The sequence below is a fragment of the Caulobacter sp. ErkDOM-C genome, assembly GCF_048541825.1.
Taxonomy (GTDB): Bacteria; Pseudomonadota; Alphaproteobacteria; order Caulobacterales; family Caulobacteraceae; genus Caulobacter.
In genome coordinates, this window is sequence record NZ_CP183332.1 from 3,588,512 (window position 1) to 3,612,482 (window position 23,971).

Genomic DNA, 23,971 nt, shown 5'->3' on the forward strand with positions numbered 1-23,971 from the left:
ACAGCGCAGCCACCCTGTTTGAAAGGCGACATCCGTTGACGTCTCGTCTTGCGATCTATCACCCGGCCGGCCGGATCGGCCTTGGCGAGAACGTCTTTGGCAAGGACGTCGCCAATCTCGAACTCTTCCGGGCGATGGTCCAGCACGGCGGCCACGAGCAGGTCGATTTCCTGACCCACGCCGCGGTGCAGCCTCAGGACCTGATGAAGAGCCTGGTCGGCGACCAGCCCTGCTCGACCCGGATCACGACCTCGAGCATCCTGGCCCAGGGGGTCGCGGCGGCCGCGGGAACCCTGCTGCGGGGCGGGCCCCGGCTGGAGGAGCTGGCCTGGCAGAGGCGGCGCAGCGTCGGTGATCGCGGCTTCAGCCTGATCGGCCTGATCCACACCATCGCCCCGCCGACGATGCGCCAGGACATCGCCATGGCCTCGGTCGCGCCAACCCAACCCTGGGACGCCCTGATCTGCACATCGCCTTCAGTGCAGCAGGCCATGGAGACGATGTTCGATGAGTGGTGCGAATTCCTGAGCGAGCGCTTTGGCGACGCCAAGCGTATCATGCGACCCCAGCTGCCGCTGATCCCGCTCGGCGTCGACGGCCCGGCCCTTCGGGCCACGGCTGATCGACCCGAGGTCCGCTCGACCGCCCGCGCAGAACTGGGCATCGGCGAGGAAGACATTCTGGTCCTGTGGGTGGGTCGCCTGTCATTCTTTGAAAAGGCCTTCCCCCAGCCGATGATCCGGGCGGTCGAAGAGTCCGCCAAGGCCACCGGCAAGCGCGTGCATTTCGCCATGGTGGGATGGTTTCCGAATGGCGCGGAGGGCGAGCGGATGTATCGCCAGGCGGCCGCGGCCCACGCGCCGTCGGTCGGGTTCCACATCGTCGATGGCAATGACCGACAGCGCCTTGGCGCCCTGTGGGCGGCCTCCGATATCTTCCTGTCGCTGGTCGACAATATCCAGGAGACCTTCGGCATCACGCCGCTGGAAGCCATGGCCTCGGGCCTGCCCGTCGTGATCAGCGATTGGGACGGTTATCGCTACACCGTACGCGATGGCCAGGAGGGCTTTCTTGTCCCCACCCTCGGCGGTCCCGAAAACGCCCTGCCCGACGAGATGATCGCGGGCCACGACTTCGGGCTCAAATCCTATCAGCAGTATGTCGGCGTCATCGCCCAGCACACCGCCGTTCATGTCGGCCGGGCCGCCCAGGCGCTGTCCGACCTCATCCGCTCCCCCGATCTTCGCCGCAGGATGGGTGACGCCGGGAAGCAGCGCATACGTGACACGTTCGACTGGCCGGTGGTGGCCCGTCAGTATTCGGCCCTGGCCGAGGAACTCTCAGCGGTGCGCGCCGCCGCGGAAGACACGCGCGCCCGGTCGACACGCAATCCGGTCAAGGGCGACCCCTTCCGCAATTTCGCGGGTTTCGCGACCCAGGTGCTGTCGCTCAAGAGTCGGCTGACCCTTCGGAATGGCGTTGGACCAGCCGATCTGCAGCGCGTCCAGACCATCGAGCTGGACATGTTCGCGGCCAAATGGCGCGGAACCCATGAGGAGTGCCAGACGGTCTTTGCTCACCTGGCCGAAGGTCACGCCGCCACCACGGAAGATCTGTTGCTGCTGTTCCCTGCGCCGCGCCGCCGCGCAGTGCAGCTCAGCCTGTTGTGGATGGCCAAATGCGGCTTTCTGGAATGGCTCTGACCCGGCCCGGCCTTGAAACCCAAGGCGACAACCTCCACCTCAGACGGGTATCGCCGCACCGTGGCTGACGTCAGGACGGGACCGGCGGACGAAGTCGCTTAAGCGAAGGACTTCGCGATGACCCGGACCATCCTGTTCGACAGCCCCTTTCTGCTGGGCTTCGAACACACCCGAGACCTGATCGAGCGCGCCGCCAAGGCCGCGTCGGAAAGCTATCCGCCCTACAATGTCGAGCAAGACGACGAGGGCGGCGTGCGCATTACTCTGGCCGTTGCGGGATTCTCGCCTGAACACCTGCACGTTACCGTCGAGGGCGGCCAGTTGATCGTCGCCGGCAAGCGTGACGCCGAGGCCAGATCAGAGACCGACCGGGCTTTCCTGCATCGCGGCATCGCGGCGCGGGGATTTGTCCGCACCTTCGTGCTGGCCGAAGGTATCGAGGTGACGGCGGCGACCCTGGAGCATGGCCTGCTGCACATCGATCTGGCCCGGCCGCGGCCAGAGAGACTGGTCAGGCGCATCCCGATCCGCTCCGTCGCCTGAGCCCATTGCGGCGATTCACACGTTCAGTCCTGTCCCGCCCCGAAATGCCCGCTGAACCGGGCCAGATCCGGCGCGTTTCCTATTCAAGGAGGTGGTCAAGATGACACCTGGCACCCACAATCCGGTCTTCACGACAGAAGCCTTCGCGGCGCTTGGCGCCCCGGATCTGGTCTATGTTCGACCGATCAAGGCGGCCGAGATCCTGGCTGATGCGCCCCCCGGCTCAGCCGAAGATTTCGATCTGCTTCCCGACCAGACCCTCTATGTGGTCTGCCGCGCCGACGGCGCCCGGCTGGCCGTGATGGTCGACCGCGACACGGCGATCGCCGCCGCTCTCGCCCATGAACTGGCGCCGGTTTCGGTGCACTGACCCGGCACGCGGCGGCCTCGAAGGCCGCCGCATTCGCCGTTCAAGCCGATCAGAAAATCACGCGGCTGTGCTGGTCGCTTCGTGCGCCAGCAGCACATGTACGGCGTCAGCCGATCTCGCCTGGCGCAGGCGCTCGCGTAGCTCGGGCTGGCGCATCAACCGCGAGACACGGGCCAGCGCCCGCAGATGTTGGGCGCTGGCGTCGCGCGGCGCAAACAGGGCCAGCAGAAGGTCGACAGGCTTTTCGTCGACAGCGTCAAAGGCCACCGGCGTTTCCAGTCGCACAAACACCGCGCGAACCTTGTCCAGACCCTCGATCCGGGCATGGGGAATGGCCACGCCCTGACCCACACCGGTCGAGCCGGCAGCCTCGCGCTCAATCAGGCCTTCCAGCACGGCGGTGGCGTCGACGCCGAGAACCCGGGCCGCCACGTCGGCGATCACGCCGAGCACCTGCCGCTTGCCTGGAGCACTGACGCGTAGCGCCACCGCTCCAGGATCCAAGAGATCGCCGATAGTCATGGACTTAAACGCTCGCTCAATGTCAGCCGCTGCAACACAATCGCTGAGAGCCCTCCGGAACGTTCAGGATCATGACACGATCCCGTTAGCTCGCGGTTGACCCGTTCCCGTTCAGCGACTTCGTGCGTTCGGGGTCGATCCAGCCGATATTTCCGTCTGGCCGCCGGTACACCACGGACAATCCGTCGTGAGCGGCGTTCCTAAACACGATTGCCTGGGACTCGGTCAAGTCCAGTTCCATGACAGCCATGGAAACGGTCATTACCTTCAGCGAGGACTGGGTCTCGGCGATGATCATGGCCGAGGGGGCGCCGGCCGGATGGTCGGCGTCGTCGCCCCAGTCGTCGTTCTCGTGCTCGTCGATATCGGGAGCCCGCAGAACGTACATCGCAGCGTTCTCGGCTTGTTTGGCTGAGGCCGCGATGGAGTGACTCTTGAGTCTTCGCTTGTAGCGCCTGATCCTCGTCTCGATCTTGGCCAGGGCGGCGTCAAACGCCGCATGGGCGTCACCGCCCGCTCCATGGCTAAGAAGTTGCTGGCCCGAAGCCAGCTTTACCGAACAGTCGGCCCGGAAGGCATGGCCCTCCTTGCTGATGACCACGTCGGCGTTGCCGCCGCGATCAAAATACTTGCCGATGCTCAGGGTGATTTCGTCGGAGACTCGCGCTCGCAGAGCCTCGCCAACGTCGACATGCTTGCCGGAGATTTGGACTTGCATGGCCTAACAACGCGCCTGTCCAGAGGCGGTGTCAAGCGGCTGTAAGGGGTTCAGAAAAAGCTCGAAACAAGACCGATGATCTTGTGAACGGCGGCGGTCACAACCCCCGCGCTGACGAACAACAGCCCCAGGCTGACCAGGGCCATCAGATAGCCCACCAGGGCCAGAAAACCATCGCGTTGCAGCAGGGCCAGGGACAGAATCGCCACCGTTGCGCCAGGCGCGAAATTGCCCAGAGGGATCGGCAAGATGAGGACGAGCGCCAGCAGGGTGCAGACAACGCCGATCATCCGCTCGCCCAGTGGCGTGAATAGCCAGGAAAGGCGCGGCTTGGTAATCAACTCCATGCGCTTGACCATGGGGGTAAGCCTGCGGAACAGGCCGCGCAGGTCGTCGCGCTTGACGGGACGGTCGATCATCCGCTGCGGCAGCCAAGGCGCGTCAGCCCCCAGAGCGATCTGCGGAGCCAGCAGCAGGATTGGCAGGCTGAGGATGGTCGAAGAGCCCGGCGGCAGCGGCAGGCAGTTAAGCGCGCCGAACACAAACAGCATCGCTCCGAAGGCGCGGCTGTCGAAGGCCTCCAGCATCTGGCCGACGGTCAGGATCGGACGCACGTCCTCGCCAAACCCCTCGATCACATCCGCTAGGCTATCGGTCGACATGCGCGCTCCTGTTCCCTGGAGCTTATAACGCAGGACCAGCCAATGGGTCGTGAACGCGTGAAGATAGATCTACGACGCGGTTGGCTCAGCACGATTCCTTAATCAGGCGCCGGCGCTCCACCGAGGAGGGGATGCGCATAGCCTCGCGATACTTGGCCACCGTGCGGCGCGCGATATCCACGCCGGCCGTCTTGAGGATCTCGACGATGGCGTCGTCGGAGTGAACATCCTTCTCGGCCTTTTCGGCCTCGACCAGGCCCTTGATCTTGTGACGCACGCTGGCGGCCGAGTGGGCCTCGCCGCCCTCGGACGACTGGATGGCCGAGGTGAAAAAGAACTTCAGCTCGAACACCCCGCGCGGGGTGGCGATGTACTTGTTGGAGGTGACCCGGCTGACGGTGCTCTCGTGCATGCCGATGGCGTCGGCGACGGTCTTCAGGTTCAAGGGTCGCAGGTGCTCCACGCCGAAGGCGAGGAAGCCGTCCTGCTGGCGAACGATCTCGCTGGACACTTTCAGGATGGTCTTGGCGCGCTGGTCCAGGCTCTTCACCAGCCAATTGGCGGTGGCCATGCAGTCGGAGACGAAGGTCTTTTCCTGATCGGTGCGCGCGCCCTTGGAAACCCGGGCGTGATAGCGCTGGTCGACCAGCACCCGGGGCAGGGTGTCGGTATTGAGCTCCACATGCCACATGCCGCCCAGGCCCTCGCGGACATGGACGTCAGGCACCAGGGTCTCGGCGGTCTCACTGGCATAGGCCGCGCCCGGGCGCGGGGTCAGGGCGCGGATCTCGGCGATCATCTCGCGCAGATCCTCGTCGTCGACGCCGCACACCTTGCGCAGGCCGTTCATGTCGCGGCGGGCCAGCATGTCCAGATTGTCGAGCAGGGCGGCCATAGCGGGGTCGTAGCGGTTCTGGTCCTTGAGCTGCAGGGCCAGGCACTCGCGCACGTCGCGGGCGAAGACCCCGGTGGGCTCAAAGCCCTGGAGCACGGTCAGGACGCGTTCGACCAGCGCCTCGGCGCAGCCCAGGCGCTCGGCCGTCTCGGCCAGGTCCAGGCGCAGATAGCCGCCCTCGTCGACGCCGTCGATCAGGATATTGGCCACCAGTTGCTCGGCTGCCGACAGGCCTGCCTGGACCAGCTGGCCCTGCAAGTGTTCCGACAGGGTGGGAACAGCCGTCAGGGCGCCTTCATAGTCGCCGTCATGCTCGAACGAGCCGCCGCCGCCGGCTCGCGACCAGTCGATCTGGCCGCCGGCTTCCTGGGCTTGCTCGCCATCGCCCGAGGCGCGCTCGCCGGGCGAGACATCGTCTGGCGTGGCGTCCATTTCCGAATTGGCCGAACCTTCGGCCACAATGTCGACGCCCATATCGCTGGCGGCCGGCTCGCGCTCGACCTCGGACGGGGCTTCGCTTTCGCCCTCATCGCGCTGCAGGAGCGGATTGCGTTCCAGCTCGGCCTCGACGAAGGCGTCGAGCTCGATGTTCGACAGCTGCAGCAGCTTGATCGCCTGCTGCAGTTGCGGGGTGATGACGAGGCCCTGGCCTTGCCGCAGTTCCAGTCGATGGCCGAGAGCCACTGCGCCCTCCTGGGCAAATCGAAATGTTCGATCCCCATTGAAGGGCAACTAGGTTAACGGGGCGCCAACGCCTGCAATATTCGGGCCGGTGCGACTTTCAGTCCTGTCGTCGACCAATGAAAATCCCGCGAAGCCGAAGGGCCTCGCGGGATAAGTCATTCTACAATTGGGACTATTTTCTAGACACGTTCGGCGAAATGATCGCCCAGATAAACGCGGCGGACTTCCGGGTCCTCGATGATTTCCTTAGGGGAACCCTCGAACAGCACCTCGCCGGCGTGAATGATTGACGCGCGATCGATGATATCCAGCGTCTCGCGGACATTGTGGTCGGTGATCAGAATGCCGATGCCGCGCTTCTTCAGATAGCCGATGACCTCGCGGATATCGGCGATGGCCAGAGGGTCGATACCGGCGAAGGGTTCATCCAGCAGCATGAACGACGGCTCGCTGGCCAGGGCCCGGGCGATTTCCACCCGACGTCGCTCGCCGCCCGACAGGGCCACGGCCGGCGACTTCCGGATATGGGTGATCCGCAGTTCTTCCAGGATGTTGGTCACGGTCTCGGCCGCAGCGCGCTGGTTCTTCTCGCGCATCTCGACCACGGCCATGACATTCTGCTCGACGGTCATGCCCCGGAAGATCGAGGCTTCCTGCGGCAGATAGCCGACGCCGAGGCGCGCGCGCTGGAACATGGGCTGGGCGGTGATGTCCTCGCCGTCCAGATAGATCGAGCCGTAGTCGGCGGCGATCAGGCCGGTGATCATGTAGAAGCAGGTGGTCTTGCCCGCCCCGTTGGGGCCCAGCAGGCCGGCCACTTCGCCGCGCTTGAGACGCAGCGACACGCTCTTGACCACAGGGCGGTCGCCGAACGACTTGCCGATGGCGTCAACGAACAGGCCGTTCGCTTCAGGGCGATCTGAACCGCCAAGGGTCGTCATCTTCATTCGAGCGAGCCTAGCGGTTAGCCGGAGCCGGGGTCTGGGACTTTTCGGGATAGATCACCGAGCGCACGCGCCCGGTCTTGCCCCGGCCCTTGACGTTGGATTCCAGCTTCACGTCGTTGGTCTTGGTGTTGACCGTCATGCGGTCGCCCCGCGCAACGTCCTGGCCGCGCACGACGATGACATTGCCGGTGATCACGATGGTGTCGTTGGAATAGGTGAACACGGCGCGGTCGCCCCGGACTGTCTGGTCCTGATTGACGAAATAGACGTCGCCTTCGGCTTCCACGTGGTCGACATCGCCGCAGGCGTTCGAACCGGCCTGGGCCCCGGGCTTGCGGGTGGAGTAGGCGTTGACCACGCTGGCCCGCAGCCGGCTCTTGTCCTGCAGCATCTCGACATTGCCGCGGAAGATCGTGCGGCACTGGCTGTTGATGTTCTCCTGCTCGTCCGCGGATATATCCACGGGCGCGCTGGAGTCGTTGATGCTCTGGGCGAAGGCCGAGCCGCTCGCCAGGATCAGTGCGGTCGCCGTCGCCGCTGCCATCCAACGCTGGATCAAGTCAGAGTCCTTATCTTCGAAGCACGGCCATGCCGCGCGCCTCTACTTACTTCCGTTCGAGCCGGGTGCGAACCCCACCCCTGAAAACGACCCGATCACCCTTGTCATATAAGGTGTAGGCGTTGGATTTCACCTGTCCCGTCGGACCTTCACCCAGCATGGCCGTCTCGCCGCTGATGTTTCCAGTCTTGGTGTCTACGACTGCCTCTTCTGAAGCGAAGCGATAGCCCGCGCCATCGTCGATGCGAACATCGCCGCTCAGGGACAGTTTCATCGTGTCTTCGCGATAGATCCCTGACTTGGCCGTCACCCGGCTGGGCTGGGGTTCGTCGAAGCCGAGGGTCAGGGTGGGGGATTCCAGCCGGACGTTCTGCATGTCGTTATCGTCGCGCACAGCCGAGTGCGCGGTGATCATGAAGCTGCGACCATCGCCGGACTGTCCGTAGAAGCGTGGCGCGATCATGCGGATCTGGGTCTTGGCCTCGGCGGGCGGTCGGGCCGCAGCGCGCATCGAGCGCCAGGCGACCTGGCCACCCACGCCGATCAGGATCACGGCGATCGTCGCCGGCAGCACCACGCGCATCAGACGCACCCGGCGCGAGCGCCGGCGCCACTGCCCCAGATCCCGGGCGATCGACCGTCCAGTCATGGTCGCGGCTGCGGTCATCCCTAGGTGTGCGCGAAGATGTCGACGTCTTCCCAACCCGCCAGATCGAGGGCGGCGCGGTGGGGCAGAAAGTCGAAGCAAGCCTGGGCCAGGGCCATGCGGCCCTCGCGCACCAGCATGGCGTTGAGCTTGTCGCGCAGGCCGTGCAGGTGCAGCACGTCAGACGCTGCATAGGCAACCTGTTCGGGGCTCAGCGTCGCTGCGCCCCAGTCCGAGCTTTGCTGGGCCTTGGACAGCTCCACGGCCATCAGTTCGCGCGTCACGTCCTTGAGGCCATGACGGTCAGTATAGGTGCGGGCGAGCTTGGAAGCGATCTTGGTGCAGTAGACGGGCGCGGTCATCACGCCCAGATGCAGCAGGAACATGGCGATATCGAAGCGGCCGAAGTGGAAGAGCTTCAGGATCTTCGGATCGGTCAGCAGGCGCTTCAGATTGGGCGCGTCGTAGCTGCTACGGTCCAGCTGGACCAAATGGGCGTCACCGTCGCCGCTCGACAACTGCACGACGCACAGCGGGTCGCGACCCAGGCGCAGGCCCATAGTTTCCGAATCGATCGCGACTACGGTCGCGCCGGCAAAGGCATCGTCGGGCAGGTCGCCCACATGGACAAAATTGGTCAAGGTTTCAGAGCTCTCCGGCGACACGCCTGAGCGACAGACGTCGCCGAGGCTCGCGCGCCCGAACAGGTACGCACGACACTATAATCACGATGAAAGAGATATCTATTCGCAAGGATCTATCGGCGCCACCCCGACCTTCTTTCGAAGGTTGGTAGGGGGTGGTGCCCAGGAGAGGACTCGAACCTCCACGACCTTTCAGTCACTGGCACCTGAAGCCAGCGCGTCTACCAATTCCGCCACCTGGGCCCGCAGAGCAATCCGTGGATCGCCGCGAGGCCGGGACGTTTAGGGAAAGCTTTTGGCGCCGTCAATCGCCAAATCGCGCATTTCGTTGCGAAGCCCCTCGCGGTCGTCTATCCCCCGCGTCATCGCAAGCGACGGGGATTGAAAATGCAGGGTCTGGTCACGGTGTTCGGCGGCTCCGGCTTCGTCGGCAGCCAGGTCGTGCGGCAGCTCGCCAAGGCGGGCCACCGCGTTCGTGTGGCGGTGCGTCAGCCCAACCTGGCTTACAAGATGCGCATGCTGGGCGATGTCGGCCAGATCGAGGTCGTCCAGGCCAATGTCCGCAACGTCGCCTCGGTGACGCGGGCCCTGGAGGGCGCTGAGGCCTGCGTCAATCTGGTCGGCCTGCTCTACGAGTCCGGCCGTCAGAAATTTCAGGCCGTCCACGTGATGGGCGCCAAAACCATCGCCGAGTGCGCCAAGACGGCCGGTGTCGTCCGCTTCGTGCAGATCAGCGCCATCGGCGCCGACGCCAACTCCGAGGCCAAGTACGCCCGCACCAAGGCCGAGGGCGAAGAAGCCGTTCGCGCCGTATTCCCCGGCGCAGTGGTCGTCCGCCCGTCGGTGGTGTTTGGTCCCGAGGACAACTTCTTCAACAAGTTTGGCCAGATGGCCGCCATGAGCCCTGCCCTGCCGCTGGTCGGCGGCGAGACCCGCTTCCAGCCGGTGTTTGTCGGCGACGTGGCCGCCGTGATCGCCCAGGCGGCCAGCAGCCCGGCCGCCGAGGGCGTGACCTATGAGCTGGGCGGTCCCGGCGTCTATACGATGCGTGAGATCCTGCAGCTGATCCTGACCGAGACCGGCCGCGACCGTCTGCTGCTGCCCATTCCGTGGTTCGCCGCGTCCTTGCTGGGCCAGGTCGGCGACGTGATGGCCGGCATCCTGCCGATCGCCCCGCCCATCACCAGCGACCAGGTCGAGATGCTGAAGAGCGACAATGTCGCCGATCACGGCCTGCCGGGCCTGGCCGAGGCCGGCGTCGTCCCGACCAGCATCGAGGCCATCGTGCCGTCCTACCTCTACCGCTATCGCAAGGGCGGACAGTACGCGCCCACGCCAGAGGGGGCGTTCTAGAGGCTGGTCAGGCCGGAACGAACAAGGGCGGACACTGCAGTGTCCGCCCTTTTCTTTTGACCCTGCGCTGCTACGAGATCAGCGCGGGATGTACAGCAACCCCAGCCCCACAACGCCCACGGCGATCCGCCACCAGGCGAACGGCGCAAAGCCGTGGCGTGTGATGAAGTCCAGCACGGTCTTGACCACAAAGACGCCGGAGATCAGGGCCGCCAGGAAGCCAAGGCCGATCAGGCCCAGGTCGTTGGTGCTGAGCTTGTCGATGTTCTTGTAGAGATCATAGGCGAAGGCCCCGGCCATGGTCGGCATGGCCAGGAAGAAGCTGAACTCGGCGGCCGAGCGCTTGTCGCACTTCAGCAGCAGGGCGCCGGCGATGGTGGCGCCCGAGCGCGAGACGCCCGGCACAAGGGCCAGGCACTGGAACAGGCCGATGATGAAGGCCGTCTTCAGCGGATAGTCGACCACGTCGGTGTGTTGAGGCTCGAACTTCATGCGGTCCAGCGCCAGCAGGGCGAAGCCCCCGGTGATGAGAGTGATGCAGACCAGCAGTGGCGACTCGTAGAGGACCGTCTTGATGAAGTCGTGGGCCAGTACGCCGACAAAGACCGCCGGCAGGAAGGCCAGAAACACGCCCAGGATGAAGCGGCGCGAGCCGGGATTGGTCGGCGCCGAGGTCAGCAGCCCCCACAGTCGCCCGAAATAGACCCCGGTAATGGCCAGGATCGCGCCCAGCTGAATCAGCACCTGGAAGGTGTTGCCCGGACTGTGGAAGCCCAGGAAATGTCCCACCAGCAGCAGATGGCCGGTGGAAGACACCGGAATGAACTCTGTAAGCCCTTCGATCAGGCCCAGCACGATCGCGATCAGCCAATCCGGCATCGGCAGTCCCTCAAGAAAGCAGGCCCCCGGCGTGCGCCTGACGGGGTAAACATGTCGTTAATCCACAAAGTAGACTAATAGTGCGGCTTGCTGCGAAGTGATCGCAAGGGCCAGCGGCAATATGCGGATATAACCGTCAATTATTTTTACTATCGCATTCTTCTTGCCCCAAAGAGTCCGTATGAGGCCGCTCTACGCAATTTTTCTCCCGAAGACGGGATGAGGGAAGTCGCATGGCCGAGCGCATGCTGAAATTCACCACGGTGGCTCGCAAGACGCCTGAAAAGCGTGCGGCGGACGACCGTTCTGGCGACTTCCACGAGATCTACGCCGACTTCATCGATGCGAAAGCCACCGAGCAGGCCTCGCGTTGCTCGCAATGTGGCGTTCCGTTCTGCCAGACCCACTGCCCCCTGCAAAACAACATCCCCGACTGGCTCCGGATGACCGCTGAGGGCCGTCTCGAAGAAGCCTACCAGCTGTCGCAGGCCACCAATTCGATGCCGGAAGTCTGCGGTAGAATCTGCCCGCAGGATCGTCTCTGCGAAGGCAACTGCGTCATAGAGCAGTCGGGTCACGGCACGGTGACGATCGGCTCGGTCGAGCGCTATCTCACCGACAAGGCCTGGGAGATGGGCTGGGTAAAGCCTCTGGTCTCCGGCCCGGCCACCGGCCAGTCGGTCGGGATCATCGGCGCGGGGCCTGCGGGCCTGGCCGCAGCCGAGATGCTGCGCGAGCAGGGCCATGAGGTCGTGGTCTATGACCGCCACGACCGCGCCGGCGGTCTGCTGATCTATGGCATCCCCGGCTTCAAGCTGGAAAAGGACGTCGTCCAGCGCCGCACGTCGCGCCTCGCCGACGGCGGCGTGGAATTTCGGATGAACTTCGAGGTCGGCCGCGACGCGTCGCTGGGAGACCTGCGCGAAAAGCACGACGCCGTACTGATCGCCACCGGCGTCTATGCCGCGCGCGACCTAGTGGTCCCGGGTTCCGGCAGCCAGGGCGTGGTGCCGGCGCTCGACTATCTGATCGCCTCCAACCGCACCGATCTTGGCGACACTGTCACCGACTATGAAAACGGCGCGCTGAACGCCGAGGGCAAGGACGTGGTCGTGGTCGGCGGCGGCGACACCGCCATGGACTGCGTCCGCACCGCCATCCGCCAGGGCGCGACCTCGGTCACCTGCCTCTATCGCCGCGACAAGGCCAATATGCCCGGCTCCCTGCGCGAAGTGGCCAATGCCGAGGAAGAAGGCGTGACGTTCGAATGGCTGGCCGCCCCCCGCGCGCTGAGCGGCGACGCTGACGCCGTCACCGGCGTACGCGCCATCCGCATGCGCCTGGGCGCCCCGGACGCGTCGGGTCGTCAGTCGCCGGAGGAGATCGAGGGCGGCGATTTCGATCGTCCGGCTCAGCTGGTGGTCAAGGCCTTGGGCTTCGAACCTGAAAACCTGCCGGAAAAGTTCTCAGCCCCGGACCTGAAGACCACCCGCTGGGGCACGGTGAAGGCTGATGTCCGCCACCAGATGACCAATCTGGACGGCGTGTTCGCCGCCGGCGACATCGTGCGCGGCGCCTCCCTCGTGGTCTGGGCGATCAAGGACGGTCGCGACGCCGCCGACGCCATGCACCGCTATCTGAAGTCCAAGGTCGGCGCTCCGGCGCTGATCGCGGCGGAGTGAAGATCATGAGCCAAGACATCCAGCACTATCTGGCCAACCGCCAGCGCCTGATCGACGGTCACGCCTATGACCCCACCACCGAGCGCGACGCCTGCGGCGTTGGCCTGGTCTGCGCCATCGACGGCACGCCGCGCCGCGAAGTGGTCGAGCTGGCCATCAAGGCCCTGAAAGCCCTCTGGCACCGGGGCGCGGTCGACGCCGACGGCAAGACCGGCGACGGCGCGGGTATCCTGTTGTCGGTCCCGCAGGACTTCTTCACCGACCAGGTGCGCCGCACGGGCCACGCCCTGCGGGCCGGGGCCATCGCCGTGGGCCAGATCTTTCTGCCGCGCACTGATCTGGGGGCCCAGGAGGCCTGCCGCACGATCGTCGAGGCCGAGGCCCTGCGCTTTGGCTTCTACATCTATGGCTGGCGGCAGGTGCCGGTGAACACCGCCGTGATCGGCGAAAAGGCCAACGCCACCCGTCCGGAAATCGAGCAGATCATGCTGGCCGCTCCGGCCGGCCTGGAAGGCGAGCCGCTGGAGCGCGCCCTGTTCCTGTGCCGCAAGCGCATCGAAAAGCGCGTCCACGCCCAGAATCTGTCGGGCTTCTACATCTGCTCGCTGTCGGCCAAGTCGCTGATCTACAAGGGCATGTTCCTGGCCGAGGCCATCGACGAGTTCTACCCGGACCTCAAGGACGAGCGCTTCGCCGCCAATGTGGCGATCTTCCACCAGCGCTATTCGACCAACACCTTCCCCGAATGGCGCCTGGCCCAGCCCTTCCGGATGCTCGCCCACAACGGCGAGATCAACACCATCAAGGGCAACATCAACTGGATGAAGTCCCACGAGATCAAGATGGCCGCCCAGGCCTTCGGCGAGTTCGGGGATGACGTCAAACCGGTGATCCAGCCGGGTGGTTCGGACAGCGCCAGCCTCGACAACACCTTCGAAGTGCTGGTCCGCGCCGGCCGCGACGCGCCGATGGCCAAGGCCCTGCTGGTGCCGGAAGCCTCGGGCCCCAGCCTGAGCGACTCCCATCAGGCGCTCTACAGCTACTGCAACGCGGTGATGGAGCCGTGGGACGGCCCCGCCGCCCTGTGCGCCACCGACGGCCGCTGGGTCGTGGCCGGCAAGGACCGCTCGGGCCTGCGTCCGCTCCGCGTCGCCTATACCGACGATGGTCTGGTGATCATGGGTTCGGAAGCCGGCATGTGCGGCGTGGCCGAGAGCCGTATCACCCGCAAGCTGGCCATCGCGCCGGGCCGGATGATCGCCATCGACCTGCTCGAAGGCCGCCTCTATGGCGAAGACGAGATCATCGACGAACTGGCCGGCCGCCACCCCTATACGCAATGGCTGGGCAACATGGTCGATCTCGAAAAGGAGATCGGCCCGGGTCCCGAGCCGCGCAAATACGGTCGCGAGGAACTGACCCGTCGTCAGGCCGCCGCCGGCTTCAGCCTTGAAGACCTGGAAATGGTCCTGGCCCCCATGGTCGAGGACGGCAAGGAAGCCGTCGGCTCGATGGGCGACGACAGCCCGCTGGCCGTGCTGTCGGAAAAGTACCGACCGCTAAGCCACTTCTTCCGCCAGAACTTCAGCCAGGTGACCAACCCGCCGATCGATCCGCTGCGGGAAACCAACGTGATGAGCCTGAAGACCCGGTTCAAGAACCTGGGCAACATTCTCGCCCAGGACGCTGCCCAGGCCGATGTCTATGTGCTGCAGAGCCCGGTCCTGACCACCGGCATGTACGAGCGTATCCAGGGCCTGCTGGGCGAGAAGAACGTCGTTGTCATCGACTGCACCATGCCCCTGCCCGCCCCCGAGGCCCGGGCCGGCGACGCCCTGCGCGCCAATCTCGACCGCATCCGGGCCGAGGCCGAGGACGCCGTGCTGCGCGGCTGCGGGGCCATTGTGCTGACGGACGAGAACAGCCGCGAGGACCGGGTCGCCCTGCCGATGATCCTGGCCACCGGCGGCGTCCACAGCCACCTGGTGGGCAAGGGCCTGCGCTCCTACGTCTCGATCATCGTCCGCTCGGCCGAGTGCCTGGACACCCACTATTTCGCGGTGCTGGTCGGCGTGGGCGCCACGGCGGTCAATGCCTATCTGGCCCAGGAAAGCTTCCAGGATCGCCTGGAGCGCGGCCTGCTCGGCGACAAGTCGCTCAAGGACGCCTGCCTGAACTTCAAGGGCGCCATCGAGGCGGGCCTGCTGAAGATCATCTCCAAGATGGGTATCAGCGTCATCTCGTCCTATCGCGGCGGCTACAATTTCGAAGCCGTCGGCCTGTCGCGGGCCCTGGCCGCCGAGTTCTTCCCCGGCATGCCCTCGCGCATCTCCGGCATCGGCCTGGCCGGCGTCGAGAGCAAGGCGGTCGAGCTGCACCGCAAGGCCTGGGACAGCGCCGCCGTCACCCTGCCGGTCGGCGGTCTCTACAAGCTGCGCAAGTCGGGCGAGGCCCACGCCTTTGAGGCGCGGCTGATCCACACCCTGCAGAGCGCCTGCGACACCGGCGACTATGAGCTGTATCGCCGCTGGTCCAACGGCCTGCGCACCCAAAAGCCGATCCAGCTCCGCGACCTGCTGGACTGGCGCTCGGACCGCAACCCGATCTCCACCGACGACGTCGAGAGCGTCAACGAGATCCGCAAGCGCTTCGTGACGCCCGGCATGAGCCTGGGGGCCCTGGGCCCAGAAGCCCACGGCATGCTCAACATCGCCATGAACCGCATCGGGGCCAAGTCGGTCTCGGGCGAGGGCGGCGAGGACAGCGCCCGCTACAAGCCGTTGCCCAACGGCGACAATCCCAACAGCGCCATCAAGCAGGTGGCCTCGGGGCGTTTCGGCGTCACCGCCGAATATCTCAACCAGTGCGTCGAGCTGGAGATCAAGGTCGCCCAGGGCGCCAAGCCCGGCGAGGGCGGCCAGCTGCCCGGCTTCAAGGTGACCGAGATGATCGCAAGGCTTCGCCATGCGACGCCCGGCGTCATGCTGATCAGCCCGCCGCCGCACCACGACATCTACTCGATCGAGGACCTGGCCCAGCTGATCTATGACCTCAAGCAGATCAACCCGATCGCCCGGGTGACGGTCAAGCTGGTGGCCATGACCGGCATCGGCGCAATCGCAGCCGGCGTTGCGAAAGCCAAAGCGGACGTGATCCTGGTGGCCGGCGGCGTCGGCGGCACGGGCGCCTCGCCCCAGACCTCGGTGAAATACGCCGGCGGTCCGTGGGAGATGGGCCTGTCGGAAGCCAACCAGGTTCTGACCCTCAACAATCTGCGCCACTCCGTGGTCCTGCGGGCCGACGGCGGCATGCGCACGGGTCGCGACATCGTCATCGCCGCCATGCTGGGCGCCGAGGAGTTCGGCATCGGCACCGCCTCGCTGGTGGCCATGGGCTGCATCATGGTGCGCCAGTGCCACTCCAACACCTGCCCGGTCGGCGTCTGCACCCAGGACGAGGCCCTGCGCGCCAAGTTCACCGGCACGCCGGAAAAGGTCATCAACCTGTTCAGCTTCATCGCTGAAGAGGTCCGCGAGATCCTGGCCGGACTGGGCTTCAAAAGCCTGCAGGACATCGTTGGTCGCACAGACCTGCTGGCCCAGGTCAGCCGCGGCGGCGAACACCTCGACGACCTCGACCTCAACCCCCTGCTGGTTCGCGCCGATCCGGGCAACAACAAGCCCTACAACACCGTGGTCGGCCGCAACGAGGTGCCCGACACCCTCGACGCCCAGATCGTCCGCGACGCCGCGCCCCTGCTGGAACGCGGCGAGAAGATGCAGCTGACCTATACGGTCCGCAGCACGGCACGCTCGATCGGCGCCCGCACCTCCAGCCACATCGTGCGCAAGTTCGGCATGAAGGGCCTGCCCGCCGGCCACCTGACCGTCCAGCTCAAGGGCTCGGCCGGCCAGAGCCTGGGGGCCTTCGCGGTCCAGGGCCTGCGGATCGAACTGACCGGCGAGGCCAACGACTATGTCGGCAAGGGCCTGTCGGGCGCGACCATTGTCATCAAGCCTTCGCGCACCCTGGCGGCCCCGGAAAGCAACGCCCTGCTCGGCAACACCGTGCTGTTTGGCGCCACCTCGGGCCGGCTGTTCGCCGCCGGTCAGGCCGGTGAGCGCTTCGCGGTCCGCAACTCGGGCGCCACCACGGTGGTCGAGGGCTGCGGGGCCAATGGCTGCGAGTACATGACCGGCGGCCAGGTGGTGATCCTGGGTCCGACGGGCGGCAATTTCGGGGCTGGCATGACCGGCGGCATGGCCTTCGTTCTCGACCAGCACGGCCGGTTCGAAGCCAACACCAATCCCGAAAGCATCGTCGTCCAGCGCCTGGCGTCGCCCTATTGGGAAGGCGTCCTGCGCTCCCTGGTGGCCGAACACGCCCGCGAGACGGACTCGGCCTTCGCAGGGTCCTTGCTGCGCGACTGGGACCGGGTACGCGACCTGTTCTGGCAGGTCTGTCCCAAGGAGATGGTCAACCGTCTGCCCCAGCCGCTGGTGGCGGAAGAGGTCGCGGCTTAGGTGTTTCCGGGCGCGGAGGACTCGCCTCCTCCGCGCTTCGCGCTCCTCCCCCATAGGGGGCAAGTCTGGCGGACACGGCTTTGCAGCCTCGCGCGGAAACCGCCGAGTGAGTGGGAAGGGTCGCGGAGCGTCCGGGCCTCGCCCGGAGGATGGAGTAGTGAATTCCGTTTCGACGAAGACAGACGCTCCGCGCGGCCGTTATCCGGTGAGCCCTCGGGGCGCGGGGTTTTAACCCGCTTCCGACGTTAGGCCCCCGACGGGCAGGATGTTGGCGCACCCTGGACCGCACGAGCGATTTCAGCCCGTGCCTGTTGCGCGCCTCCAGCTCGCCGCAGAGGGATTGATCCTGAAGCCCGATCCGAGGCGCCCGCCTTCCCTGGAGGGACAGGCCACGCCTCGCAAACCGGGCGAACAGGGCCCAGAGCGACAGCCGACGGAACACGCCCCGCTCGACCACCCCCCAAAGCCCATCAGGTCGCCGGCCGACGTCCCTTCCCTTGCCTCGGGGTGAGATAAGTATGCGGGCGGTTTGAGCGCGTCTGATTGGCGCGATCAACTATTTTACAAGTAGTTGATTGGGCTGAGGTTTGTTCTTGAAACTACGGGGATATAGAGCGGCGCATCCCCGTACGCCCAGCCCTCTCCCAGAGGGAGAGGGAGGGACCCACGCTTGCGTGGGAGGGTGAGGGGTTACACCGCTGGCCGTCCTGGCGCCCGAAGGCCCTGCCCTGTCCGGACGGGCTTCGCAAACCCCTCATCCTCCCACGCCTGCGGCGCGGGCCCCTCCTTCTCCCTTTGGGAGAAGGTTTCAATCAGACGCCCCGCCCCCCCCTTCGCGTCGAAGGGAGCCTTCCTTAAATCTCACGGCGAGACGATCGCCGGACTGGAAAGGTCTCTCATAGAGAGAGGGGTTCCGAGGTCCGCTATCCACCCTTAGCCGACCTTCAAAACATCCGCAGTTTCCCCTCACGACACCGCCCTCACCGCCTCCCACACCGCGAGCGCCTGCGCCATCTCCCGCACGTCGTGGGCCCGCACCGCCGCTACGCCGGCCGCTGCGCCGGCCAGGTGGGCCGCGAGCGAGCCGCCCAGACGCGCCCCGGCGGCCTCGCCCAAGGGGTCGACGGCGGCGATGAAGCGCTTGCGGCTGGCGCCCAGCAGCACCGGGTAGCCCAGGGCGACCAGGCGGGGCAGGGCGGCCAGCAGGGACAGGTTGTGGGCAAGCGTCTTGCCAAAGCCGATGCCGGGATCCAGCCAGATCTTCTCTCGCTCCACCCCGGCCGCTACGGCGGCGTCGGCGCGGGCCAGCAGGAAGGCTTCGACCTGCGCGACCACGTCGTCATAGACCGGCGCGTCCTGCATGGTGCCCGGCTGACCCAGCATGTGCATCAGCACGACCTCGCAGCCCAGTTCGGCGGCGACCTGGGGCGCATAGGGGACGAAGCGCAGGGCGGCGACGTCGTTCCAGATCGTGGCCCCGGCCGCGATGGCGGCGCGGGCGACGGCCGGCTTCATGGTGTCGATCGAGATCGCCACGTCGCTATCGGCGCGGATCGCCTCGATCAGCGGGATCACCCGGGCCAGCTCGTCGGCTTGCGTCACCGGCGCGGCGCCGGGCCGGGTCGACTCGCCGCCGATATCGAGGATGTCGGCGCCGTCGGCGATCAGCTGGCGGGCATGGGCCAGGGCCGAGGCGTGGTCCAGGAACCGGCCGCCATCGGAAAAGCTGTCGGGGGTGACATTGACGATGCCCATGAGGCGGGGCCGAGCGGAGCTGACGGTCATGGATGGTGTTGTAGGCCTTGGACGCCGCAAAGAAAAAGCCGGCCCCGCGAGGGACCGGCTTTTCCGTGTCGTCTGAAGACGGCCTTACGCCGTGACGCCCGTGGGCGAGATCGGCACCGATGACATCGGCAGGGCCGGCTTCTTTTCGTCTTCGTCTTTCCGGTTGGGCTGGACGCCCTTCATGACGCCGATGATCTCGTCGCCGCTCAGGGTTTCGAACTCCAGCAGGGCCTTGGCGACCGCATGCAGCTTGTCCAGGTCCTCGGTCAGGATCCGGCGCGCCTCGTCCTCGCCGGTCTTGACCAGGCGGCGGACCTCGGCGTCGATCGTAATCATGGTCTCGGGCGAGACGTTCTGGGTGCGAGCCACAGAGTGACCCAGGAACACTTCGTCCTGGTTGTCGCCATAGGCCACGGTGCCCAGCTTGTCGGAGAAGCCCCAGCGGGTGACCATGTTGCGGGCCAGACCGGTGGCGGCGCTGATGTCGCTGGAGGCGCCCGAGGTGATCTTCTCCTTGCCGAAGATCAGTTCCTCAGCTACCCGGCCGGCCATCATGATGGCCAGGCGCGAGGTCATCATGTCGAAGCTCATCGAGTAGCGGTCGCCTTCGGGAAGCTGCATGACCATGCCCAGGGCCCGGCCGCGCGGCACGATGGTGGCCTTGTGGACCGGATCGGCGACGGGAACGCGCAGGGCCACCAGGGCGTGACCGCCCTCGTGATAGGCCGTCAGCTTCTTCTCGTCCTCGCTCATGGCCATCGAGCGACGCTCGGCGCCCATCATGACCTTGTCCTTGGCGTGCTCGAAGTCGTGCATGGTGACCATGCGACGCTCCTTGCGGGCCGCCGTCAGGGCCGCCTCATTGACCAGATTGGCCAGATCCGCGCCCGAGAAGCCGGGGGTGCCGCGCGCCAGGGTGCGCACGTCGACATCGGCGGCCAGGGGAACGTTCTTCATGTGGACGCGGATGATCTTCTCGCGACCGGCGACATCGGGATTGGGCACCACGACCTGACGGTCGAAACGGCCGGGACGCAGCAGGGCCGGGTCCAGAACGTCGGGACGGTTGGTCGCCGCGATCAGGATGATGCCTTCATTGGCCTCGAAGCCGTCCATCTCGACCAGCAGCTGGTTGAGGGTCTGCTCGCGCTCGTCGTTACCGCCGCCCAGGCCGGCGCCGCGATGGCGACCGACGGCGTCGATTTCGTCGATGAAGATGATGCAGGGGGCGTTCTTCTTGGCCTGCTCGAACATGTCGCGCACGCGGCTGGCGCCGACGCCGACGAACATCTCGACGAAGTCGGAGCCCGAGATCGTGAAGAACGGCACGCCCGCCTCACCGGCGACGGCGCGGGCGATCAGGGTCTTGCCGGTGCCGGGAGGGCCGATCAGCAGGGCCCCCTTGGGGATCTTGCCGCCCAGGCGCTGGAACTTGGCCGGATCCTTCAGGAAATCGACGATCTCCTGCAGTTCTTCCTTGGCCTCGTCGACGCCGGCGACGTCGTCGAAGATCACCTTGTTCTTGTTCTCGGTCAGCAGCCGGGCCTTGGACTTACCAAAGCCCATGGCGCCCTTGGCCCCACCCTGCATCTGGCGCATGAAAAACACCCAGACGCCGATCACCAGAATGATCGGCAGCAGGTTGACCAGGATGGCCAGCACGCTGATGCCGCCACCCTTGAACTTGACGTCCGCGCCCCTCGCCACGAGGCGATTGACCAGTTCGTCCGAATTGTTCGGCGCGTTGACGGTGAGCACATTGCCCGAGCCGTCCTTGGCCGCCACGATCGGGCCGGCGATCTCGGCCGACTTGATTTCGCCGGCGTCCACCTTGCGCAGAAGCTGCGAATAGCTGATTTCGCCGCCAGCCTGGGTGTGTGAGGTCTGGTTGACGACAAAGACGCCGACCAGCACCGCAACGATCACCAGCCAGATGGCCAGATTCCTGAAATTCATACCCGTCGTCTTCCCAACGATAGCCTTCGACATCCCAAGATAGGGGGTCGCAAGCGCTTGCGCCACGCGTGCGTCGTCAGGTCACGCATTCTTGGTCGATCAGACCCGTCGCGGCCCTGAAACGATCCAGGAAGAGAGCCCGAATTCGCACATCCTCGCTGACTGCAAGAGCCGGGCCGCCGAGCATGGGACAACTGACGCCGCCGCTCGCCAAAGCCAAGGCGGGCAAGGCCTGGCGGGCTGCGGCGGGTGTGGCCTTGAGGGCGGCGCGCTCGGCTTTCGACAGGCGGGCGGCCAGGCCTTTCAGCGCTCGGACGGTGACGGCCTCGTCGCCGGCGGAAATTTCGTAGCGCCCGTCCCAGACGCCGGTTTCGCCGGGGGCGAGGACCAGATCGGCCAGACCGCCCCGCGCCGACTCGCCCGCGTCCCTGTGGAATCGCACCGCGTCGGGGCCGGCCTCGATTCGCGCGCCGGCCAGGGTGGCGGTGAACACCTCGCCCGACCGCAGCCGGGCGACCAGGCGCTCCAGCCGCTCGCCACGCGGCGGACGCTCGGTCCCGGCTGCGCACAGGCAGGCGGCGGCGAGATGGGCGGCGGCGGCATCTCGTGGCAGGACGATGACGCCAAGAGGGTCGCCATCGAAGGTCGGGGGCTCGCGCCGCGCCAGCTCAGCGGCCGGCGCGTCCGTCGCGGCCAGCGACCGCCGCGCCCGGACGCGGGCCGACCGCAGATCGTCATTGGCCGGGTCGTCCAGCCAGGCCTCGCCCCGCTCGCGCAGAACGTCGCGCAGGGTGGCGCGGCGCTGGTCCAGCAGGGGACGCAGCAGGAAGACGCCCCGCCCCTCGGGCCAGACCGGCGACGGCGACCAGTCGCGCGGATCGGAAACGCTGGAGCCCTCGGCCCGCATGGCGGCCGCTTCCATCCGGTCATCGGCGGTATGACCCAGCAGCAGAACGCGCGCCCCGGCGGCGCGGGCGGCGTTGGCCAGCAGGGCGTGACGGGCCCGGCGGGCGGCGGCCGAAAGGCCGGTGGCCGGCTTGTCGCCCGTCCAGGCCAGGGAGAGGGCTGTGGCGCCTAGGGCCTGCGCGTGGGCGACCGCCTCGCGGGTCCAGGCGGCGCTGGCCGGCTGCAGCTGATGGTCGACGGTCAGGCTCAGCACCGGACGGCTGTGCGCCCGGGCCCAGTCGAGGGTGAGGATCAGCAGGGCCAGGGAGTCGCCGCCGCCGGAAAAGCCTACGGCCAGCGGCGCGCGGCTGTCGGGATCCAGCCGCCGATCAAAGGCGGCCGAAATCCCTGCTAGGCGCACTTGGCCGCGACGCGGGTCGAGGCAGCGCGCGATACGACAGCCGGCGGGGCCTTGGGATAGCGCTTGGCCAGTTCGTCCAGGGTCTTGCAGGCGTCGGCGGGCTTCTTCAGCGCCACCAGCGCGCGCGACAGCTTCAGGGTGGCGTCGGGGGCCCAGCCGGTCTGCGGCCAGCCGCGCACGGCGCCCAGATACGACCCGGCCGCGTCGCCATAGGCTTCGCGCACGAAAAGGGTCTCACCCAGCCAGTAGCGGGCCTCGGGCGCCTTGGGCGTATCGGGATAGTTGGTCACATAGGCCGAGAAGGCGGTTTCGGCATTGGTGTAGTCGCCATCCAGCAGGAACTGCCGGGCCTGTTTGAAAGCCACGGCGGGATCGGCCGGCGGTGCGGGCGGGGCGGTCGTCTCGGCGACCTGAGCAGCCTCAGCAGCCTGGACGGCAGCGGTCTCCAGGGCGGTCAGCTTGGCCTCGAGCGCCGCAAGGCGGGCCTCAAGGGCGTCGCTGCGGGCCTTCTGCTCGGCCGAGGCCCGGCGGGCCTGATCCAGATCGTGGGTCAGGGCCTCGTTCTGGCCGTTGACGCGCTGCAGCGTCTGTTCCAGATCGCCGATGCGCTCGCCCAGGGTCAGGATCTGGGCCTCGGTCTCGGCCGGCTGCACCACGACGGGCTTGCCCGTGTCGCGGCCCTGGAACACGATCGCCCGCAGCTCGCGGACCACCTTCTCCATGCGCTCGACGCGCTTGACCGAGCGATCGTCCAGCGGGTCTTCGGGCATGGGCGTCTGGGCCACGGCCGGCAAGGCTGTGGACGCCAGCAGGGCGGCGAGCAGAACGGATCTAAGCTTCATGTCGGCGATTATGCCCTGATTGCGGACAAAAGTGGGGCAAACCCGAAAGCCCTCCCCTTTGATGGGGGCGGGTTGGATGGGGGTGACGCGGCGCTGGATGGACCAACCGCCGCATCACCCCCATCCCTGCGCTTCCCCATCAAAGGGGGAAGGGTTCCGTCTTGTGCTTAGCGCGCGCCGTCGGTGATGGCGGTGCGGGCGTTACGGTTCTTGGCCCAGGCGTCTTCCGACGAGCCGGCGTCGATCGGACGTTCCTTGCCGTAGGACAGGGTCTCGATGCGCGCGCCCGACACGCCCTGGCTGACCAGGAAGTCGCGGACGGCGTTGGCGCGGCGAGCGCCCAGGGCCAGGTTGTATTCGCGGGTGCCGCGTTCGTCGGCATTGCCTTCGATGCGGACGCGGACGGCCGGATAGCGGTTCAGCCACTGAGCCTGGGCGCCGAGCACCGGCTGGGCGTCGCTGCGCACGACATATTCGTCCGTGTCGAAATAGATGCGCTCGCCGATATTGATGACGAAGTCCTGCACCGAGCCGGGGACCGCGCCCTGGCTGACCGGCGACACGGGCGGGGTGTAGGGCGCGCTGGGGCTGGCGGGCTCGCTCGGCGGCACGGGGGCGGGACCGGCGGGGGTCGGGCGCGAAGCGCAGGCGGCGAGAGAGGCGGCCGCCAAACCGATCAGCGCCAGTCTAGCGGCGCGCTTGGTGTCGAAGTTCATCCAGTTTCTCCTCAAAACCTCGGTTCGGACCAGTTG

Annotated in this window: 20 protein-coding genes and 1 tRNA gene; 6 read left to right on the forward strand and 15 right to left on the reverse strand. The window is 66.5% G+C overall.

Translation table 11 applies throughout. The features are described from left to right. The first annotated feature begins 35 nt into the window (after nucleotides 1-35). The 3 genes from ACN2C8_RS17290 (at nucleotide 36) to ACN2C8_RS17300 (ending at nucleotide 2,616) form a co-directional block, all read left to right on the forward strand. Nucleotides 36-1,703 carry a glycosyltransferase family 4 protein gene (locus ACN2C8_RS17290; protein ID WP_419253267.1) on the forward strand — a complete coding sequence of 556 codons (1,668 nt, stop codon included), beginning with the start codon at nucleotides 36-38 and terminating at the stop codon, nucleotides 1,701-1,703. Nucleotides 1,704-1,820: 117 nt separating this feature from the next. Further along, nucleotides 1,821-2,246, forward strand: coding sequence for an Hsp20 family protein (locus ACN2C8_RS17295; protein WP_419253268.1), 426 nt, complete (start codon nucleotides 1,821-1,823; stop codon nucleotides 2,244-2,246). 100 nt (nucleotides 2,247-2,346) lie between these two features. Continuing rightward, nucleotides 2,347-2,616, forward strand: coding sequence for a DUF1150 family protein (locus tag ACN2C8_RS17300; RefSeq protein WP_419253269.1), 270 nt, complete (start codon nucleotides 2,347-2,349; stop codon nucleotides 2,614-2,616). A gap of 57 nt (nucleotides 2,617-2,673) precedes the next feature. Here the strand turns inward: ACN2C8_RS17300 and ptsN are convergent, their stop codons facing one another. The 9 genes from ptsN to ACN2C8_RS17345 all read right to left on the reverse strand — a co-directional run bounded on the left by ptsN (nucleotide 2,674) and on the right by ACN2C8_RS17345 (nucleotide 9,136). Further along, nucleotides 2,674-3,138 carry a PTS IIA-like nitrogen regulatory protein PtsN gene (gene ptsN / locus ACN2C8_RS17305; protein WP_419253270.1) on the reverse strand — a complete coding sequence of 155 codons (465 nt, stop codon included), beginning with the start codon at nucleotides 3,136-3,138 and terminating at the stop codon, nucleotides 2,674-2,676. A gap of 85 nt (nucleotides 3,139-3,223) precedes the next feature. Further along, nucleotides 3,224-3,856: a ribosome hibernation-promoting factor, HPF/YfiA family gene (hpf, locus tag ACN2C8_RS17310; protein WP_419253271.1), complete on the reverse strand. Its 633-nt coding sequence runs from the start codon at nucleotides 3,854-3,856 to the stop codon at nucleotides 3,224-3,226. A 50-nt stretch (nucleotides 3,857-3,906) separates the two neighbouring features. Continuing rightward, a complete protein-coding gene (locus tag ACN2C8_RS17315) occupies nucleotides 3,907-4,518 on the reverse strand; it encodes an exopolysaccharide biosynthesis protein (RefSeq protein WP_419253272.1) in 612 nt (203 codons plus the stop codon). Nucleotides 4,519-4,603: 85 nt separating this feature from the next. After that, nucleotides 4,604-6,097, reverse strand: coding sequence for an RNA polymerase factor sigma-54 (rpoN, locus tag ACN2C8_RS17320; protein ID WP_419253273.1), 1,494 nt, complete (start codon nucleotides 6,095-6,097; stop codon nucleotides 4,604-4,606). Nucleotides 6,098-6,276: 179 nt separating this feature from the next. After that, a complete protein-coding gene (gene lptB / locus ACN2C8_RS17325; protein WP_419255912.1) occupies nucleotides 6,277-7,038 on the reverse strand; it encodes an LPS export ABC transporter ATP-binding protein in 762 nt (253 codons plus the stop codon). Between the two features lie 16 nt (nucleotides 7,039-7,054). Further along, nucleotides 7,055-7,603: an LptA/OstA family protein gene (locus ACN2C8_RS17330; protein ID WP_419253274.1), complete on the reverse strand. Its 549-nt coding sequence runs from the start codon at nucleotides 7,601-7,603 to the stop codon at nucleotides 7,055-7,057. A 46-nt stretch (nucleotides 7,604-7,649) separates the two neighbouring features. Continuing rightward, nucleotides 7,650-8,270, reverse strand: a complete 621-nt coding sequence (gene lptC / locus ACN2C8_RS17335) for an LPS export ABC transporter periplasmic protein LptC (RefSeq protein WP_419253275.1) — start codon at nucleotides 8,268-8,270, stop codon at nucleotides 7,650-7,652. Nucleotides 8,271-8,272: 2 nt separating this feature from the next. After that, nucleotides 8,273-8,890: a ribonuclease D gene (locus ACN2C8_RS17340; RefSeq protein ID WP_419253276.1), complete on the reverse strand. Its 618-nt coding sequence runs from the start codon at nucleotides 8,888-8,890 to the stop codon at nucleotides 8,273-8,275. Between the two features lie 159 nt (nucleotides 8,891-9,049). Next, nucleotides 9,050-9,136, reverse strand: a tRNA-Leu gene (locus ACN2C8_RS17345). 144 nt (nucleotides 9,137-9,280) lie between these two features. Between ACN2C8_RS17345 and ACN2C8_RS17350 the strand changes: the two genes are divergently transcribed. Continuing rightward, entirely contained in the window at nucleotides 9,281-10,246 is a 966-nt protein-coding gene (locus ACN2C8_RS17350) for a complex I NDUFA9 subunit family protein (RefSeq protein WP_419253277.1), read from the forward strand. A gap of 78 nt (nucleotides 10,247-10,324) precedes the next feature. On the opposite strand, the gene ACN2C8_RS17355 is transcribed toward ACN2C8_RS17350, so the two are convergent. Then, nucleotides 10,325-11,125, reverse strand: coding sequence for an undecaprenyl-diphosphate phosphatase (locus tag ACN2C8_RS17355; RefSeq protein ID WP_419253278.1), 801 nt, complete (start codon nucleotides 11,123-11,125; stop codon nucleotides 10,325-10,327). Between the two features lie 233 nt (nucleotides 11,126-11,358). Between ACN2C8_RS17355 and ACN2C8_RS17360 the strand changes: the two genes are divergently transcribed. Beyond that, the gene (locus ACN2C8_RS17360) at nucleotides 11,359-12,807 is read left to right on the forward strand and encodes an NAD(P)-dependent oxidoreductase (protein ID WP_419253279.1); all 1,449 of its coding nucleotides are present in this window, start codon (nucleotides 11,359-11,361) and stop codon (nucleotides 12,805-12,807) included. 5 nt (nucleotides 12,808-12,812) lie between these two features. Further along, nucleotides 12,813-17,330: a glutamate synthase large subunit gene (gene gltB, locus ACN2C8_RS17365; protein ID WP_419253280.1), complete on the forward strand. Its 4,518-nt coding sequence runs from the start codon at nucleotides 12,813-12,815 to the stop codon at nucleotides 17,328-17,330. Between the two features lie 966 nt (nucleotides 17,331-18,296). Here the strand turns inward: gltB and folP are convergent. The 5 genes from folP to pal all read right to left on the reverse strand — a co-directional run bounded on the left by folP (nucleotide 18,297) and on the right by pal (nucleotide 23,950). Next, on the reverse strand, nucleotides 18,297-19,115 hold the full coding sequence (gene folP, locus ACN2C8_RS17370) for a dihydropteroate synthase (RefSeq protein WP_419253281.1): 819 nt from the start codon (nucleotides 19,113-19,115) through the stop codon (nucleotides 18,297-18,299). 84 nt (nucleotides 19,116-19,199) lie between these two features. After that, the gene (gene ftsH, locus ACN2C8_RS17375; RefSeq protein WP_419253282.1) at nucleotides 19,200-21,071 is read right to left on the reverse strand and encodes an ATP-dependent zinc metalloprotease FtsH; all 1,872 of its coding nucleotides are present in this window, start codon (nucleotides 21,069-21,071) and stop codon (nucleotides 19,200-19,202) included. A gap of 76 nt (nucleotides 21,072-21,147) precedes the next feature. Beyond that, a complete protein-coding gene (gene tilS, locus ACN2C8_RS17380; RefSeq protein WP_419253283.1) occupies nucleotides 21,148-22,377 on the reverse strand; it encodes a tRNA lysidine(34) synthetase TilS in 1,230 nt (409 codons plus the stop codon). Beyond that, nucleotides 22,368-23,219, reverse strand: a complete 852-nt coding sequence (ybgF, locus tag ACN2C8_RS17385; protein ID WP_419253284.1) for a tol-pal system protein YbgF — start codon at nucleotides 23,217-23,219, stop codon at nucleotides 22,368-22,370. The genes tilS and ybgF overlap by 10 nt, the downstream gene beginning before the upstream one ends. A 167-nt stretch (nucleotides 23,220-23,386) precedes the next feature. After that, the gene (pal, locus tag ACN2C8_RS17390) at nucleotides 23,387-23,950 is read right to left on the reverse strand and encodes a peptidoglycan-associated lipoprotein Pal (protein WP_419255913.1); all 564 of its coding nucleotides are present in this window, start codon (nucleotides 23,948-23,950) and stop codon (nucleotides 23,387-23,389) included. Nucleotides 23,951-23,971: the final 21 nt, after the last annotated feature.